Origin of the sequence: Promicromonospora sp. NPDC090134, assembly GCF_044746965.1 — a bacterium.
In the GTDB taxonomy this organism is placed as follows: Bacteria; Actinomycetota; Actinomycetes; order Actinomycetales; family Cellulomonadaceae; genus Promicromonospora.
Window position 1 is genome coordinate 1 of sequence record NZ_JBIVCZ010000009.1, and the last position, 14,059, is coordinate 14,059.

12 protein-coding genes are annotated in these 14,059 nt (G+C 73.7%); 6 read left to right on the forward strand and 6 right to left on the reverse strand.

From position 1 onward, the window contains the following. Positions 1 to 64: 64 nt before the first annotated feature. On the reverse strand, positions 65 to 1,021 hold the full coding sequence (locus ACIPN7_RS21965) for a hypothetical protein (protein ID WP_400547247.1): 957 nt from the start codon (positions 1,019 to 1,021) through the stop codon (positions 65 to 67). A gap of 513 nt (positions 1,022 to 1,534) precedes the next feature. On the opposite strand from ACIPN7_RS21965, the gene ACIPN7_RS21970 reads away from it, so the two are divergent. After that, positions 1,535 to 2,443 carry a DMT family transporter gene (locus ACIPN7_RS21970; protein ID WP_400547250.1) on the forward strand — a complete coding sequence of 303 codons (909 nt, stop codon included), beginning with the start codon at positions 1,535 to 1,537 and terminating at the stop codon, positions 2,441 to 2,443. Between the two features lie 9 nt (positions 2,444 to 2,452). On the opposite strand, the gene ACIPN7_RS21975 is transcribed toward ACIPN7_RS21970, so the two are convergent. Continuing rightward, positions 2,453 to 3,379: a hypothetical protein gene (locus ACIPN7_RS21975; protein WP_400547253.1), complete on the reverse strand. Its 927-nt coding sequence runs from the start codon at positions 3,377 to 3,379 to the stop codon at positions 2,453 to 2,455. 250 nt (positions 3,380 to 3,629) lie between these two features. Between ACIPN7_RS21975 and ACIPN7_RS21980 the strand changes: the two genes are divergently transcribed. Then, complete coding sequence (locus ACIPN7_RS21980) at positions 3,630 to 4,508, forward strand: class I SAM-dependent methyltransferase (protein WP_400547256.1); 879 nt, start codon at positions 3,630 to 3,632, stop codon at positions 4,506 to 4,508. Then, positions 4,505 to 5,077, forward strand: a complete 573-nt coding sequence (locus tag ACIPN7_RS21985) for a DinB family protein (protein WP_400547259.1) — start codon at positions 4,505 to 4,507, stop codon at positions 5,075 to 5,077. Before ACIPN7_RS21980 ends, ACIPN7_RS21985 begins: the two co-directional genes overlap by 4 nt. A gap of 95 nt (positions 5,078 to 5,172) precedes the next feature. Here ACIPN7_RS21985 and ACIPN7_RS21990 read toward each other — a convergent pair whose 3' ends face one another. After that, positions 5,173 to 5,631, reverse strand: a complete 459-nt coding sequence (locus ACIPN7_RS21990) for a hypothetical protein (RefSeq protein WP_400547262.1) — start codon at positions 5,629 to 5,631, stop codon at positions 5,173 to 5,175. A gap of 78 nt (positions 5,632 to 5,709) precedes the next feature. Further along, entirely contained in the window at positions 5,710 to 6,630 is a 921-nt protein-coding gene (locus tag ACIPN7_RS21995; RefSeq protein WP_400547265.1) for a LysR family transcriptional regulator, read from the reverse strand. A gap of 95 nt (positions 6,631 to 6,725) precedes the next feature. On the opposite strand from ACIPN7_RS21995, the gene ACIPN7_RS22000 reads away from it, so the two are divergent. From ACIPN7_RS22000 to ACIPN7_RS22010, 3 genes are read left to right on the forward strand one after another with little or no spacing between them, the layout of a single operon-like run. Continuing rightward, positions 6,726 to 7,748 carry a threonine/serine dehydratase gene (locus ACIPN7_RS22000; protein WP_400547268.1) on the forward strand — a complete coding sequence of 341 codons (1,023 nt, stop codon included), beginning with the start codon at positions 6,726 to 6,728 and terminating at the stop codon, positions 7,746 to 7,748. A gap of 10 nt (positions 7,749 to 7,758) precedes the next feature. Continuing rightward, positions 7,759 to 8,379: an L-threonylcarbamoyladenylate synthase gene (locus ACIPN7_RS22005; protein WP_400547271.1), complete on the forward strand. Its 621-nt coding sequence runs from the start codon at positions 7,759 to 7,761 to the stop codon at positions 8,377 to 8,379. A gap of 10 nt (positions 8,380 to 8,389) precedes the next feature. Then, entirely contained in the window at positions 8,390 to 9,796 is a 1,407-nt protein-coding gene (locus tag ACIPN7_RS22010) for a UTP--glucose-1-phosphate uridylyltransferase (protein WP_400547274.1), read from the forward strand. Positions 9,797 to 9,949: 153 nt separating this feature from the next. On the opposite strand, the gene ACIPN7_RS22015 is transcribed toward ACIPN7_RS22010, so the two are convergent. Continuing rightward, entirely contained in the window at positions 9,950 to 12,553 is a 2,604-nt protein-coding gene (locus tag ACIPN7_RS22015) for an alpha-N-acetylglucosaminidase TIM-barrel domain-containing protein (RefSeq protein ID WP_400547277.1), read from the reverse strand. Then, complete coding sequence (locus tag ACIPN7_RS22020) at positions 12,550 to 14,016, reverse strand: Gfo/Idh/MocA family protein (RefSeq protein ID WP_400547279.1); 1,467 nt, start codon at positions 14,014 to 14,016, stop codon at positions 12,550 to 12,552. The genes ACIPN7_RS22015 and ACIPN7_RS22020 overlap by 4 nt, the downstream gene beginning before the upstream one ends. Between the last annotated feature and the right edge of the window lie 43 nt (positions 14,017 to 14,059).

Here is a 14,059-nt window from a genome sequence, read left to right on the forward strand (position 1 = left end):
TCCTCGGAGTAGTTCTTCCTGGCCATAGTTCCTGATCATCTCGCTTCCCCAGCAGATGCTGGAATCAGCGTGTCCAAGAACCAGGGTCAGGCCCCTCGCGCAGCCACCGGCGGGTGCGGTCGGGGGCCTGGGGCAGGTAGAGGGTGATGGCCTGGTCGCGTTCCTCGGTCGTCAGGGGGTTGCCGCTGTGGAGCAGGATGTCGGCCTTGGTGGTGTCGATCTTGGCGTGGTGCAGGGCGTTCATGACTTGGGGGTGTTCGGCCAGGCTGGTGCCGCGGGCCATGAGTTTGTTCGCGTCGGTCTGGGGGATGTGTAGGCGGGCGCTGATCTCGGCGGCTGCCGTGTTGTGTTCGGTGGTCCAGCCGCGGCGTCGGGCGATCTCGCCGGTGGCGCGGGACTGCATGGCGGTGGCCCAGGAGATGAGGTCCTGCCAACGTGCCGCGACGTCGATCAGGTCGGCGTCATCGGTATCCGCTACCTCGACCCGGCTGAGTAACGCGACGAGGGCCGGGCCTACGGGCAGGTCGTCCATGGAGACGGCACCTGTTGGTAGCTCCACCGACTCCGTCGCGTCGGGCAGGTCCGGCATGTCGAGGGCATCGGCGGCGAGCCGGTCGGCTCGCGCGCTGCTGACACCAGGGCCGTACGAGCTTGTGGGGGTAGTCGTAGAAGTGCTCGCGGACGAGGCAGCCGAGACAGCGCTGGTGCGAGCGGTGTCGTCGGCCGGTGTGCGCCCAGCGGTGCCGTGGCCGGTCCAGGTAACGATGACCTCGGGCATGGTCCCCTTGTCGTCGAGGGGCAGCGGTGCCCAGCCCAGGGAGATCGACGTCGCGCCCAGCGACGGACCCGCGCCGGATTCAGCGTGACCGGACCCAGCCCCGCCAGAGTCAGCCCAACCAGAACCAGCCCAACCAGAACCAGCCCAAGGTGAGGCGGATGGAAGTGCCTGGTCGAGCGCGCACTGCAGGGACCGTTCGACGACGGTGAGAGGGTTCTGGCCCCTGCCCTGGATCTCGTCCACGTTCCCCTCCTCCGACCAACTTCATCCAACACAGCATCTCAAACATCACTGATGCATCGAATGTATGTTCGACGCGAACCTTGCGCATCTCCAGATCAGAATCTGTGGAAAACGTGTCGGGCCGAGCCGGTCCCGCACGGCGCACGCCACCCACTCATGGGCGAAGGTTGCCGAGAACACCGGCGAACCTACCTCCACCTACTGACACTGTTCCCGCCCGCCACCTCACGCAGCGACCCACATTCCGAGCGCGAGACACCACCTCGCCCGCCGGAGCGCCGCTGCTAGCATCCCGTCCGTGACTCCGAACCGTTCCGTCCTGCCGCCCCCGGTCGTCTGACCGGAGCGGCACCACGACCGGCCCCCGCGGGCCGGGGATGAGGCGTGCTCCGAGACGTTTCCCATCCCTCCGGACGCCTGACGGAACCCCGGGATCTCCTCGCGCGAGCTCCCGTCAGCCCTCCGGGCCCCTCGGAACACACCGGGACCTGCCGGTCCCGGTCAGGAGCACACATGTCATCATCTCGAACCGGGCTGCTTCTCGTCAGCCTCGCTGGTGTCCTCTGGGGCACCGGCGGCCTCGGCCTGGAGATCCTGCGCGACCACTCGTCGATGTCGGTCCTCACGGTCAGCGCGTACCGCATGCTCATCGCCGCCCTCGCCCTGGTCGCGGCGTCGTTCGTGCTGCGCCGGGGACCACGGCTCGCGGCCCTGGTGCGCGCGCACCCGGCGCGCGCCGTCCTCGTGGGCCTGGGGACGGGCGCCTACCAGGCGCTCTACTTCGGGTCCGTGGCGACCGCGGGCGTCACCGTCGCCACGGTCGTCAGCCTGGGCCTCGCGCCGGTCCTCCTCGCCGCGGTGGACCTTCTCCAGGCCCGACGGCGAACGGCGGTCCGCCCCTGCTCCACACTGCGCCTCGGGCTGGTCATCTCCGCCGCGCTGTCCGGCCTCGTGCTGGTCAGCGCGGCGTCCGGGGCCGACGCCGTCGGGACCCGCCCGGTGCTCGGTCTGCTGCTGGCCGTCGCCTCGGGCTCGGTCTACGCCGCGACGACGGCGCTCGGCGGCACCCTGCTGGCAGCACCGGACGTCGACCCGCTCGCGGTGACCACGGTGGCGACGACGGCGGGCGCCGTCGGTCTCGTCCCGGTGGCACTGGCCGGGGGCGGGCCGTTCGTCACGAGCGACCCGGTCGCGCTCGGCACCCTGGTCTATCTCGGCGTGTTCACGATGGCCCTCGCGTACGGGCTGTTCTACGCCGGGCTGCGCACCACCCGGAGCGGCGCGGCCGTGGTCGCGACCCTGCTGGAACCCGTGACCGCGGCGGTCGCGGCCGCGGTCGTGCTGGGCGAGCGGCTCGGCCCGGCCGGGATCGTCGGCTCGGTGCTCATCCTGGCCGCGGTGGCCGGGCTGGACGAGGCATAGCCGGCGCGCTCAGGCGTACGACCAGCGTCCGTCCTGACGCGGCTTGCGCTGCGCCGGGGCGGACGCGTCGTACTCGACGGCGGTCATCTGGCCGGTGTTGTACTGGTCCGCGATGTACTGGCTGAACTGGCCCGAGTCGAGCGTGTGCGCGTTGTCCTCGTAGTCGTACTCGTTGTAGCTGCCCTGGCTGCCGTAGCCGCCCGGCGCGGCGGGGGCGGCGGCCGGTGCCGCCACCCCCGCCGTGTGCGTCCCCGTGGGTGCGGCGTACGTGGCCTGCGCGGTGGGCGCGCCCGGGTACGAGCCCGAACCGTACGCCTGCTGGCCGGACCCGTAGTCCAGCTCGGAACCCGCCGCGTACTGCGGCTGGTACCCCGTCCCGTAGCCGGGCTGGCCGCCGGTGTGCGCCCCGGCGTCGGCGGCCGGCTGGTACGACGGGTAGGCGCCCGTGTTCACCTGCTGCGCGGCGGGCTGCCAGAGGTCGGCCGGGGGGTTCGGCGAGTCGAACGACGGCGTCGGCCCGGCAAGGCTGTGGGCCGCCTGGTTTTGGGCCGCCTGGTTTTGGGCCGCCTGGTTCTGGGCGAACTGGTTCTGCGCTGCGAACAGCGCCGACGCCCCGGCGTCCGGCTGCACGCCGTTCAGCTCGCCGTGGATCCGGCCGGCGAGGTTGGCGGCGATGGCGAACCGCAGCGGGGCGAGGGAGTTCACCGACATCGTGCCCGTCACCGCGGGCGGGGGGAGGAACGCGAAGACCTCGTCGTCGCCGAGCCGCATTCCCTGGTTGAGCGCCGTGTTGAGCGTCTCCTCGAGGAGGTACTCGGCGCGCCCGTCCTCGCCCTCCAGGTCCGCGAACATGTCGTCCATCGAGCTCCAGCGGCGTTCCAGCGTGCCCTCGACGGTGTCGAGGAACCACCACCCGTCGTGCGACTCGAGAAACATGTCGCCAAAACAGGAGGCGAAGCGTGGCGTCTTGCCACCCGTCCCTATCCACGACCAGGACGACAGCGCGAACTCGTAGGCGTCAGGTGCGAATTCTCGGATCAGGTGCACCTTGCGAATGTTGCCACGGTCACACTCCGAGCAAAAGGGGCGTACTGGATATGTAACGATTCGGCTCGGACGAATCACCCAGTATTTTCCTCCCGGAAACACTTGGTGCTCGTCCGCCGGTGATCGCTAGCGTCGGGCCATGGAGCGAACCGACAGCAGCACCAGGGAGAACGCCCAGGAGAACGCCAGGCGGGGCACCGGCAGCGATCAGCTCGCGCTCGACGCGCGGGTCCAGGAGTACTACGCGGGCCTGACCGGCTGGGACGAGCACGCCCGGCTCACTGCCCGCTCGGCGCAGGGCCCGCTGGAGCACCGCAGGACGCAGGAGCTGGTGCGGCAGCGCCTGGCACCGGGCGCGCGGGTGCTCGACGTCGGGGGCGCAACCGGCGTGCATGCCGCACCGCTCGCGGCGGACGGTTACGACGTGCTGCTCGTGGACCCCGTCGCCGAACAGGTCGCGCGGGCCGCCGAGCACGGCACCTTCGCCGCGCGCGTCGGGGACGCCCGGGACCTCGCCGCGCCGGGCCTGGCCCTGGCGGACGACGCGTTCGACGCCGTGCTGCTGCTGGGCCCGCTCTACCACCTCGCGTCGCGCGCCGACCGGCTGCGGGCGCTGCGGGAGGCCGTGCGCGTGACGCGAGGTGGCGGCACGGTGGTCGCCGCGGGGATCACGCGGCTCGCGGCGCTGGTCGGCGGCGGGTACGAGGGCTTCCGGCCGCCCACCTGGCAGGCGATCCTGGAGCACGGCGAGGCGCCGTCGGACATCGCGTTTCCCGCGGCGCACTTCCACGACGCCGCGGAGCTCGCGGGGGAGGCAGCCGAGGCGGGGCTGTCCGCCGTGGTCGTGCAGGGGGTCGAGGGACCGGCCGGCGGGGCGCTGGAACGGGTGCCGCTCGCCGACCCGGAGGCGCCCGCGCTGATCGACGCCGCGCTCACGCTCGCCCGCGCCCTGTCGACCACGCCCGGGGTCGCGGACATGAGCCAGCACGTCCTCGCGATCGGTACGGTCGCACCATGAGCACCGAGACCAGCCCGGGGATCAGCCCGGACACGAACGAGATCCCCAGGGCCGACCCGCCCCCGGCCGCCGACGAGGCCACAATGCTGCGCTCGTTCGTCGACTTCTACCGCGCCACGATCCGGCGCCAGTGCGCGGGCCTGACGGCGGAGCAGCTCCGCACGCCGCACCCGCCGTCGACCATGACGCTCGCCGGGCTGCTCAAGCATCTCGCCTACGTCGAGGACTGCTGGTTCTCCGTGCGGCTCCTGGGGAACGATCCCGCTCCGCCGTGGGACACGGTCGACTGGTCCGCCGACCGCGACTGGGACTGGAACAGCGCCCTGACGGACTCCCCAGAGAGCCTGACCGCCCTGTTCGACGCCGCCGTCGCCGCCTCCGAGCGGATCCTGGACGAGGTGGTCGGCCAGGGTCTGGACCAGGAGGTCGCGCGCCCGGCCGGACACGCCGGGCACGGCGGTCGCGTCACGCTGCGCTGGATCCTGGTGCACATGGTCGAGGAGTACAGCCGGCACGCGGGGCACGCGGACCTGCTGCGCGAGGCCCTGGACGGCGCGACCGACCTGTAGGACGGGCCGCCGGGGTTACACGGACACGGGGTACACGGTGCCGGGGTACACGGTGCCGGGGTACACGGTGCCGGGGTACGCGGAGCCGGCGAGCCTCAGAACAAGAACCACGCGTAGTCGGCGGCCTCGAGCACGATCCAGAAGCGCAGGAACCGCCCGACCAGGCCCGTGCTCAGGAACAGCCACATCCGCACGCGCAGCACGCCCGCGACCACGGACATGACCATGAACGGCGGGAGCCCGGCGAACGCCGAGGCGAAGAGCACCACGCCGAGGTACACGGGGCGGCCGTCGGTACGGTCGCGCCAGCGCGTCATCGCGGCCGCGATCTTGGGCGAGTCCAGCTTGCTGCGCAGCCACGGCAGGCGCGTGGTTCCGGCGCCGGCCCAGTACCAGAGCAGCTTGCCGGTGATCTGGCCGACGGCGGCGACGGCGGCCAGCACGACGCTCGGGTACGTCTGGTCGGCGGCGGCGACCGCGAGGTAGGCCTCCAGGGCCAGGAACGCCGCGACGGCGGCACCCGCCGAGTAGAAGAAGGTGGACAGCAGGAGCATCGGGCCGGGTCTGTCCTCAGCAGGAGGGTCGCGAGCCGGACGGCCGCGAGACGGAGGAGCTCGGCCGAGTGGCCGAGGTCACATCGTGACGGTAGCGCCTACGGCCACGAGCTGCCGAATCAGGGCCTCCGCGGGCGGCGCGGGCGGGCCGACGGTGAGCGCCATGACGCGGCGCAGCGCCCCGGGCAGGGGAGCGGTGGCGATCCCCGGGTGCCGGTGGGCCAGCAGGGTCAGCCCCGGCAGCAGGCTCACGCCCGCCCCGGCGGCGACCAGGGCCTGCACGGCCACGTAGTCGTCGGTCTCGAACGCGATGCGGGGCGCGAAGCCGACGGCGGCGCAGCGGGCGACCATGTCGGCGCGGCAGCGCTCGCAGCCGGCGATCCAGTCGGCGTCGTCCAGTGCCCGCAGGTCAGGGGTGACGCCGGGCTCGGGCGCGGCGTCGAGGTCCGCGGCCGTGACGAGGTTGACCGGCTCCTCCAGGATGATCGTCGACTCGAACCGCGACAGGTCGTCCATGGACCGGGCGTGCCGCACGTCGACGTGCTCGAACACCAGCGCGACGTCCACCGCCCCGGACTGCAGCGCGGCGACGGCGTCCGGCGGCTCGTGCTCGACCAGGCCCACGGACAGGCCGGGGTGCTCCTGCACGAGCCGGGCGACGGCGTCGGGCACGAGGGTGGCCAGCGCGGAGGGGAAGGCGGCCAGGCGTGCGCGGCCCGCGCGCAGCCCGGCCAGGGCGTCGAGCTCGCGGCGCGCGCCCTCGACGCGGCCCAGGATCTCCTCGGCGCGGTTGGCGAGCAGGCGCCCGGCCTCGGTGAGGCGGACGCCGCGGCCGTGCCGCTGCAGCAGGGGGATGCCGGCGTCCGCCTCCAGGCGGGACAGGTGGTGGCTCACCGACGGCTGGGCGTAGTGCAGCTCCTTCGCCGCGGCCGTGACGGAGCCCGTACGGGCCACCGCCGCGAGCACCCGCAGCCGGGTGAGGTCGAGCTCTGCGGTCATGTGACCAGGCTAGCGCAGAAAGATAGGTGCCATCGATCGAAAGTCGAAGTAACAAGTATTGGACCTATGGGTCATGGGAGGGTCACGCTGGATCCATGATGGTCGCGCCCGCCCCAGACGCCACCCGAGTCGACGTCTCGATCGCCGACGTGCTGGCCGCGCAGTCGCGCCTCGACGGCACCGTGGTCCGCACCCCCGTGGGCCAGTACCCCGACGTCGACCGGGCGGCCGGCACCACCGTCGTCGTCAAGCACGAGAACCAGCAGCGCACCGGAGCCTTCAAGGCCCGCGGCGCCGGCAACCTGCTCCTCTCCCTGTCCGACGCCGAACGGGACCGCGGCGTCGTCGCCTACTCCACGGGCAACCACGCGCAGGGCGTCGCCTACGCCGCCCGGCTGACCGGCACCGCCTGCACCATCGTCATGCCCGACGACCCCAACCCCGTCAAGCTCCGGGCCGTGCTCGACCAGGGCGCCGACGTGCTCCTGCACGGCGCCACGTTCGACGACGCCCGCGCGCAGGCCACGGCGCTCGCGGCCGCCTCGGGGGCCCGGCTGGTGGGCGCCGCGAACGAGCCCGCGATCATCGCCGGCGTGGGCAGCCTCTACCTCGAGCTGTTCCAGCAGGCGCCCGGCCTCGACGTGCTCGTGGTCCCCGTCGGCGGCGGGTCCGGCGCCGCCGCGGCGGGCCTGGTCGCCTCCGCCGTCGCGCCCGGCACCGAGGTGATCGGCGTGCAGTCCTCCGCGTCGCCCGCCGCGCACGACTCCTGGCACGCCGGGACGCTCCTGGAGCGCGCCAACACCACGTGCGCCGAGGGCCTCGCCGTCGGCTGCGGGTTCGAGGTCACCCAGGCCCTCATGCGCCGGCACCTGGCCGACTTCGTGCTCGTCACCGACGAGCAGATCAGCGGCGCCCAGCAGCTCTACCTCACCGGAGCCCACACGGTCGCCGAGGGCGCCGGGGCTGCGGCGCTCGCCGCCGTCCTGGCCGACCCGGAGCGGTTCGCGGGCCGCCGCGTCGGCGTCGTCTGCACAGGTGGGAATGCGAGCGGCGACGAGCTGCGGCGCGCCCTGGGTCGCGCCGACGCACCCGGTGCCGACGCCCCCGCTGCCGACTAGGCTCGGCCGCATGGCCCGCTACTTCGACGTCCACCCCGTCGACCCTCAGCCGCGCGCGGTCGCGCAGGTGGTCGCGATGCTGCGCGACGACGCCCTGATCGCCTACCCGACCGACTCCTCCTACGCGCTGGGCTGTCGCATGGAGTACCACGACGGCGCGGACCGCATCCGCGGCATCCGGCGGCTCGACGACAAGCACCACTTCACGCTGGTGTGCTCGGACTTCGCCCAGCTCGGCCAGCTCGTCAGGCTGGACAACTCCGCGTTCCGCGCCATCAAGGCCGCCACGCCCGGGCCCTACACGTTCATCCTGCCCGCCACCGCGGAGGTGCCGCGCCGGCTCGCGCACCCCAAGAAGAAGACCGTGGGCGTGCGCATCCCCGACTCCGCCGTCACCCAGGCGCTGCTCCGCGAGCTCGGCGAGCCCCTGCTGTCCTCCACCCTGATCCTGCCGGACCACGCCGAGCCCCTGACCGACGGCTGGACCATCAAGGAGGAGCTCGACCACGTGCTCGACGCGGTGGTCGACGGCGGCGACGCCGGGACCGAGCCCACCACTGTCGTCGACTGGTCCGACGGTTATCCACAGGTCGTCCGAGAAGGTGCCGGCGACCCCGCCCGTTTCGAATAGCCTGGGGGTCATGACCGACCCCACCGGGCTCGAGCAGGCCCGCACCAAGATGACCCAGGCAGGCGTGGCACCCGCCGCGATCGACACGTTCACGCGCTTCTACCACCTGCTGGAGTCCGGCGAGACCGGCCTGATCCGTGAGAACGACATCGACCCCCTGGTCGACATCCCGAACCGAGCCGAGCTCACCATCAGCGACGACGACGCGGCCGCCGCCCTGGCGCAGACCGCGATGCTCAAGCTCAACGGCGGGCTCGGCACGTCCATGGGCATGGACCAGGCCAAGTCGCTGCTGCCCGTCCGCGAGGCGCCCGACGGCGCCGGCGAGCTGCTCACCTTCCTCGACATCATCGTCGGCCAGGTCCGCGCCGCCCGGGAGGCGACCGGGGCCCGCCTCCCGCTGCTGTTCATGAACTCCTTCCGTACCCGCGACGACTCGCTCGCTGCCCTGGAGCGGTACGCCGACATCGCGGTGGACGGTCTGCCCGTCGACTTCCTGCAGAACCGCGAGCCCAAGCTCCTGGCCTCGGACCTCACCCCCGTCACCTGGGAGAAGGACCCCGACCTCGAGTGGTGCCCGCCCGGGCACGGCGACCTCTACCCGGCGCTGCACGCCTCGGGCGTCGTCACCGCCCTCCTGGACGCCGGCTTCCGGTACATGTGCGTCTCCAACTCCGACAACCTCGGCGCCACCCCCGACGCCACGATCGCCGGCTGGTTCGCCGCCTCCGGCGCCCCCTACGCCGCCGAGCTCTGCCGCAAGACCGCCGCCGACGTCAAGGGCGGCCAGCTCGTGGTCCGCAAGGCCGACGGCCGCATCGTCCAGCGCGAGACTGCGCAGACCCACCCCGACGACGTCGCCGCGTCCCTCGACGCCACCCGCCACCCGTTCTTCCACACCAACAACCTCTGGTTCGACCTCCAGGCGCTGGCGGCGGAGCTGGAGCGCACGGGCGGCGTGCTCGAGCTGCCGCTGATCCGCAACGACAAGACGGTCGACCCGTCCGACTCGTCGTCGCCCGAGGTCGTGCAGATCGAGTCCGCGATGGGCGCGGCCGTCGCCGTCTTCGAGGGCGCGACCGCCATCGAGGTGGAGCGGTCCCGGTTCCTGCCGGTCAAGACCACGAACGACCTGCTGGTGCTGCGTTCGGACGTCTACGCCCTCACGGCCGACTACCGGCTCGAGGCCCAGGCGCCCGCGCCGCTGGTGGACCTCGACAAGGCCCACTACAAGCTGATCGACGGATTCACGCAGCGGTTCGCCGCGGGCGCGCCGTCGCTGCGTGCCGCCGACTCCCTCACCGTCCGCGGCGACTGGACCTTCGGTTCGGGCGTGCGGGCCGAGGGCAAGGCCGAGCTGTCAGGCGAGGGCGGCACGGTGCCGGACGGCGCGACGATCGGCGCGGAGGGCTTCTGACGCGCGGCTGAGGCAGGCCCCGCGGCAGCGGGCCCCGCTGCCGCGGCGCGGGCGTGTGATCGGTAGTGCGTCAGGTGATCGGCATTCCGAGGTGCCGATCACCTGACGTTCTGCCGACCGTTCGGCGGGACGGCCGGGCTGGACGGCCGGGGCTCAGCCGGACGTGGCCGTGCGCCAGGTCTCCTCGATGGCGACGATGCGCTGGCGCAGCACCGTCGGGTCGGCGTCCTCCGGCACCGGGCCGTCGGCGGCGGCGGCGGCGGCCAGCCAGTCGGCCCAGGCCTGCCAGCGCGGCAGGTAGAGGTCGCGGACCAGGCCCTGCCAGTGCCGGCCGGAGTAGTCGTGCAGGCCGTTGTGCTGGCCGCCCCAGACGCTGACCAGGCTGCGCGCCTCGCGCTCCATGGTGTCGCGCTCGGCGGGGGTGTCGCCCCAGGCGCGGGCGGCGTCGATCCACGTGCTCACCCGGGACTCGGGACGGGCGGCGGCCAGGGCGTCCAGGGCCAGCAGGTCGGCGCGCAGGCGTCCCATGTGGTCGCGGACGCCGTCGGGGTCGCCGGCGCGGGCCGCCGCGAGGATGCCGCGGACGTGCACCCGCGTGCCCTGCGCCAGGACGTGCCCGGTGAGCTCCGCGATGTCGGCGGCCAGGACGTCGCGGGGCACGGCGGTCCGGGCTGCGTCGGTCCGGTCCTGGCCCATGCCGGAAGGGCTGCCGTCCGAGCCGCTGCCCGAAGGGTTGCCGCTCGAAGGGTTGCCGCTCGAAGCCCCGCCGGACAGCGACTGGTGGACCGCGGTCAGTTCCTGGACCGCCTCGGCCAGCCGGGGGAGGGCCGCTGCGGTCGCGGGGTCGTTCTCGGCGTCCACGTTGGACGACGGCGTGGGCGGCTGCGGGCCGGTGATCGCCTCGCCGGCGCTGCGCTGGGCGGGGAACGGGAGGCCCGCGCTCCAGGGTCGGGCGATGACGGGCGTCGGGACGGATCGGGTGCGTCCGGCACCGTAGAGCGTCGAATAAATAGTGTGCCAAGCGCGTAGCGCCATTTCGGCAGGTCCCGGCACCGGGTCAGGGACCTGCCGGGAGGAACTGGTCGGCCCAGACGGCTCGGAGACACCTGACGGCTCAGAGACACCTGACTGCCCGGAGGCACCTGACGACTCGGCCAGCCCGTACCGGGTCGGCACGAAGCTCTCCAGCCAGGCGTCGAGCTCCGCGGGGGAGCGCGGGGCGTCGTCCCAGGCGAGGTCCGTCGCGAGCTCGTAGAAGACCTCGTTGTTCTCGATCGCCTCGGGGGCGAGGCCGACGCCCCGGAGGTGCGGGACGCCGTCGGGCAGGGCGCGCAGGTCCCGGACGAGCCCGGCGAGGTCGCCGAACAGTGCGGGCCGGCCGCCGAAGTTGTGCAGCGCGCACCAGACCCAGGGCCGGCCGGCGAGCGGGCCGCCGTCGGCGAGCAGGGCCGCGTGCAGCGGCACGTGCTCGCCCCAGAGGTCGAGGACGAGCGTCCGGTCGGCGGGCACGTCGCGCAGGTACGCGGCCACGCGGTCCCGCGTCCAGAACGCGCCCTTGTAGTGGAACGGCCAGCCCTGGAGCACCCAGACGGGGTCGGGCTCCGCGGCGGCCCGGGCCGCCCCCGCGAGGGCGCGGTACATCCCGCGGCCGGCGGCGCGCAGGTACCCGACGTCGCCCGACGGTGGGACCGACTCGATGTACGGGTCCACCGCGTAGAAGCCCGTTCCCGGGCCGAGCAGCTCGCGCTGCACCGCCGCGAACGTCGCGTGCAGCACCTGGAAGCGCGAGGACTCGGGGTGCAGCAGGGGGATGTGCCAGCCCTGCCACTCGATCTCGTCGACGGGCCGCCCCTGCCCCTGTGCCAGACCTTGCCCCGGACCCTGTGCCAGGCCCTGCCCCGGACCCTGTGCCAGGCCCTGCCCCGGACCCTGCCCCGGCTCCTGCCCGGCGAGGGCCGGTGGCACGTGCCCGCCGAACCCGGGCAGCACCGGCGTCATGCCCAGCTCGCGCATCCGAGCCAGGATGCGCCGGGCGAGGTCCACGCGGCGCTCCGCCCAGCGAGCGGGCAGCGGCCCGCCGAACGAGTGCATCCCGCCCATGAACGTCCACGGGAAGTGCGCCCCGCCGCCGATCCACTCGGCGGCGTCGGCGTCCGGCAGGCCGGCCCGGCGGAAGGTCTCGGCGAGCACCGCCTCGTGCGCCACCAGCATGAGCGGGTGCGTGACGCCGTGCAGCGCCATCCAGTCGATCTCCCGCTCCCAGCGGTCCCAGCCCCAGAAGGGGGTCGAGTACCCGAAGGTCACCACGTTCAGGTAGTACCGCACGGCGTGCGGGGACGAGACCACGGTGCGCGGGGCGTCGGGGAGCGGCCTTCCGCCTGTCGCTGCGCCCGCCGTGGGTCCCGTGCCGGCTGCGGATCCCGTGCCGGCTGCGGATCCCGTGCCGGCTGCAGATCCCGCGCCCACCCGAGGCCGGGACCACGTCAGGCGCGTGCCCAGGTGCGTGCGCGCGTACCGGCCCAGCGCGACCGACGCCGCCACGGGGTCGGTCGCCCGGATCGTCAGGCGGCCACCCTCGGCCCGGTAGTCGGCCGCGCTCGCCGGCGGGTTGTCGGACGGGTCGATGTCCGCCGGCCCCTCAGCCGATGACGCCCCCGGACCCCGCACGGACAGCAGTTCCACCGTGACGCGAGCGGGCTCGAGCCCCGCGCGTCCGGCGACGCCGTGGACGGCGCCGGCCCACGACGGGCCCGTCATACCGGCCCTGCCGGACCCGCTGAGGCTGCCGATCCGGCCGACTCCGCCGATCCTGCCGACCCCGCCGATGCTGCCGACCCCTCCGGCCCCAGCGCCGTCCTCGCCCAAACTGGGAAGTCCACCACACCGGCCCCCGTGCGCGACTCCTCGGCCGCGAACGCCATGAGGTGGCTGTCCAGCGCGGTGGCGAACGACAGCTCGCCCGTGCCCACGGTGCCGTCCGCGACGGCCCGGCAGAACGCGTCCATCAGGCCGTCGTCGCCGCCCGCGTGCCCGCGGTGGTCCGCGGCCACGGTGTCGGCGCGGGCGGCCAGAGTCCAGGTCCGGTGCCCGAGGGGTCCGGCGACGCCGGAGGACACCACCTCGACACCCGTCCCCGGAACCAGCAGCGCCTCGGGCAGCCCGCCCGACGGCGAGAACAGGTCGACCCGGATCTCGCCCGACCCCATGTGCCCGTGGAGCTGCCCGCGCGTGCCGGTGATCGCGAGGTGCCGGGTGTTCTCTGCGGTGAACGCGCTGGCCGTGAGCGTGGCGGTCAGCCCGGAGGCGAACCGCAGGAGCGTCTGCTGGTGGTCGGCCACGTCGTTGTCGCAGCGGTAGACGCAGCGCCCGTACGGGCCGCGCCGCAGGGCCGCGAGCCGGCCGGCGGGGGAGAGGTCGTCGCCCAGCATCGCGACGGGGTGGCCCGCGTGGTCGCGCAGGGCGTCCACGTAGTAGCGCGGCGCATGGAACGGGCAGGACGTCGCCGCGGGGCAGCCGTCCGTACAGCGTTCGGGCGCGCCGGCGGGCGCGTTCTCCGGCCGGAAGTGCAGCAGCGAGCCCTCGCTGGAGACCGCCTGGGGTGCGGCGCCCGCGAGCCAGCGGATCAGGTCGAGGTCGTGGCACGTCTTGGCCAGCACCATCGGGCTCGACTCCGCGGAGCTGCGCCAGTTCCCCCGCACGAACGAGTGCGCGAAGTGCCAGAACCCGATGTTCTCGCGCACCTCGATCGTCGCGAGGTCGCCCAGCGTGCCGGACGCCACGACGGCGCGGACGGCGCGCCAGAAGGGTGCGAACCGCAACACGTGCCCGACGGCGACCCGGGCACCCGTCCTGCGCACCACCTGGGCCAGGTCGGTCAGTCCGGTCAGCGTGGGGGCGGCGGGCTTCTCCAGCAGCATCGGCAGGCCGGCGTGTGCCACCGCGATGGCAGCGGGGACATGGAGGGCGTCCGGCAGGGCGATCAGCACGGCGTCGGGGCGCAGGTGGCCGACGTCGGCGACGAGGTCGCGCCAGTCGCGGTAGCGGGCCGCCATCGTGCCCGCCAGGGCGTCCAGCCGGGCGGGCGCCGGGTCGGCGACGCCCACGATCCGGGCGCGGTCCGGGTGCGCCCGCACCCAGCGGCCGTAGGCGTCGGCGCCCCGGCCGCCCGCGCCCAGCACGGCCAGGCGCAGGGGGACGCCCTGACGCGGCGGGACGGTCATCGCTCTGCCCTCATCGCTCTGCCCTCATCGCTCTGCCCTCATC

Coding starts and splice junctions, on each gene's coding strand:
- ACIPN7_RS21970 (WP_400547250.1), top strand. CDS start 1,535: ATGTCATCATCTCGAACCGGGCTGCTTCTCGTCAGCCTCGCTGGTGTC.
- ACIPN7_RS21975 (WP_400547253.1), bottom strand. CDS start 3,379: ATGTTTCTCGAGTCGCACGACGGGTGGTGGTTCCTCGACACCGTCGAG.
- ACIPN7_RS21980 (WP_400547256.1), top strand. CDS start 3,630: ATGGAGCGAACCGACAGCAGCACCAGGGAGAACGCCCAGGAGAACGCC.
- ACIPN7_RS21985 (WP_400547259.1), top strand. CDS start 4,505: ATGAGCACCGAGACCAGCCCGGGGATCAGCCCGGACACGAACGAGATC.
- ACIPN7_RS21990 (WP_400547262.1), bottom strand. CDS start 5,631: ATGCTCCTGCTGTCCACCTTCTTCTACTCGGCGGGTGCCGCCGTCGCG.
- ACIPN7_RS21995 (WP_400547265.1), bottom strand. CDS start 6,630: ATGACCGCAGAGCTCGACCTCACCCGGCTGCGGGTGCTCGCGGCGGTG.
- ACIPN7_RS22000 (WP_400547268.1), top strand. CDS start 6,726: ATGATGGTCGCGCCCGCCCCAGACGCCACCCGAGTCGACGTCTCGATC.
- ACIPN7_RS22005 (WP_400547271.1), top strand. CDS start 7,759: ATGGCCCGCTACTTCGACGTCCACCCCGTCGACCCTCAGCCGCGCGCG.
- ACIPN7_RS22010 (WP_400547274.1), top strand. CDS start 8,390: ATGACCGACCCCACCGGGCTCGAGCAGGCCCGCACCAAGATGACCCAG.
- ACIPN7_RS22015 (WP_400547277.1), bottom strand. CDS start 12,553: ATGACGGGCCCGTCGTGGGCCGGCGCCGTCCACGGCGTCGCCGGACGC.
- ACIPN7_RS22020 (WP_400547279.1), bottom strand. CDS start 14,016: ATGACCGTCCCGCCGCGTCAGGGCGTCCCCCTGCGCCTGGCCGTGCTG.